Origin of the sequence: Leifsonia sp. 71-9 (genome assembly GCF_001898805.1) — a bacterium.
Taxonomy (GTDB): Bacteria; Actinomycetota; Actinomycetes; order Actinomycetales; family Microbacteriaceae; genus Leifsonia.
This window is the reverse complement of record NZ_MKVJ01000001.1, coordinates 66248-67950: the sequence shown is the minus strand read 5'-3', so window position 1 is coordinate 67950 and position 1703 is coordinate 66248. Positions and strand designations below refer to the sequence as shown.

Sequence of the window (1703 nt, the reverse complement as noted above, 5' to 3'; positions counted from 1 at the left end):
GCCATGAACGACCTCTGCCTGCTCTCGCAGAACAAGGAGCTGCACACGATCGCGCAGCCGCTGGTCGGGCGGTTCCTCACCGCCGACCCCGAGACGACCGAGCCCTGGGCCGGGCTGCTCGCGCAGAACACGCCGGGCGGCACCGCGCTGGCGATGCCGCTGTTCGTCGCGCAAGGCGAGAGCGACAAGCTCGTGCGCCCCTCCGCGACCGACGCGTTCGTGGCGACCGCGAAGGCGGACGGCACGACGGTGACGTACGACCGGATCCCCGGTGCGACGCACGCCACCGTCGCGCTGCGCTCGCTCCGCTCCCTCTTCGACTGGCTGCACGCCGTCGGAGTGAGCGGGACGCTCGACGCTACGAGGTGAGCGACTCCACGTATTCGGCGTGCTCGTCCATCCACTTCGACACGATGCCGTCGTACTGCGACGACTGCGCCCCGCTGTTGAACATGACGTTCTCGAGCGAGTAGAGCAGGTCGGAGTCGAGCGAGAAGCCCTTCACCCAGCCCGCGACCTCGGGGAACTTCTTCGCGAAGTCCGCGCTGCCGATCGAGTGGATGGACTCCGCCTCGCCGAGTGCGCCCTTCGGATCCTTGAGGTCCTTCAGGTCGAACTCGTCGTAGGCCCAGTGCGGCCGCCACAGGGTCACGGCGATGTCGTCGCCCTTCTTCATCGCGGCGGTCAGCTCGGCCAGCATGGCCGGCGTCGACGAGGTGACGAAGTCCATCGAGCCGAGGCCGTAGCCCGGGATGACCTTGTCCTGCGTCGCCTGCGTGAGGCCGGCGCCCGGCTCGATGCCGACGAGGCGGTTGCCGAAGTCCGAGGAGTGGGCGGCGAGTTCGTCGAGCGAGTCGATCGGCGCGTCCTTGTTCACGGCGATGGTGAGCTTGGCCTCCTTATTCCACGCACCGAGGTCGGTGAGCTTCGAGCCGTACTTCTTCATGTACGCCTCGTGGGTGGTCGGCAGCCAGCCGTCGAACGCCACGTCGTAGTCGCCGGTGGAGAGACCGGCGAAGGCCGGGCCGGCGTCCGCGTACTCGAAGTCGACGGTGTAGCCCTCCTTCTCCAGCACGTGCTTCCACAGGTACGAGGCGGCCTCGCCCTCGGGCCAGCCGTTGAAGACGGCGACCTTGACGGTGCCCTTGTCGCCGGTGGAGGCGGTGGAGGCGGCGGTCACGGCCGTGCCACCCACCGCGACGAGCACGGCGGCGCCGAGCACGGCGAGTGCGCGCTTGGGCATGCGCAGGCGCGCGCGGCCGACCGAGGCGGTGAGGCGGTCGAGGATGATCGCGAGGATCACCACGGAGACGCCGGCCTCGAAGCCGAGGCCCACATCCACCCGGCTGAGCGCCTGGACGATGTCGCGGCCGAGCCCGCCCGCGCCGACCATGCCGGCGATGACGACCATCGAGAGCGAGAGCATGATGACCTGGTTGACGCCGGCCAGGATCGACGGCATCGCCAGCGGCAGCTGGATCTGGCGCAGGATGCGGCGCGGCGGCGAGCCGAACGCGCGGCCGGCCTCCACCAGCTCCTTGTCGACGCCGCGGATGCCGAGCTCGGTCAGGCGCACTCCGGGCGCCATCGCGAACACGATCGTCGCGACCATGCCCGGCACGACGCCGACGCGGAACAGGATGAGGGCCGGGATCAGGTAGACGAACGCGGGCATCGTCTGCATGAAGTCGAGCACCGGGCGG

Annotated in this window: 1 protein-coding gene and 2 pseudogenes; 1 reads left to right on the top strand and 2 read right to left on the bottom strand. The window is 69.8% G+C overall.

Annotated features, from left to right (window positions below; all coding sequences use genetic code 11):
* Positions 1-369 (top strand): annotated as a pseudogene (locus BGO91_RS00340) (alpha/beta hydrolase); the annotation flags it as partial.
* Here the strand turns inward: BGO91_RS00340 and BGO91_RS00335 are convergent.
* Entirely contained in the window at positions 359-1249 is an 891-nt protein-coding gene (locus BGO91_RS00335; RefSeq protein WP_366925282.1) for a glycine betaine ABC transporter substrate-binding protein, read from the bottom strand. The pseudogene BGO91_RS00340 and the gene BGO91_RS00335 sit on opposite strands and share 11 nt — an antisense overlap.
* A gap of 9 nt (positions 1250-1258) precedes the next feature.
* Positions 1259-1703, bottom strand: a pseudogene (locus BGO91_RS00330) (ABC transporter permease subunit); the annotation flags it as partial.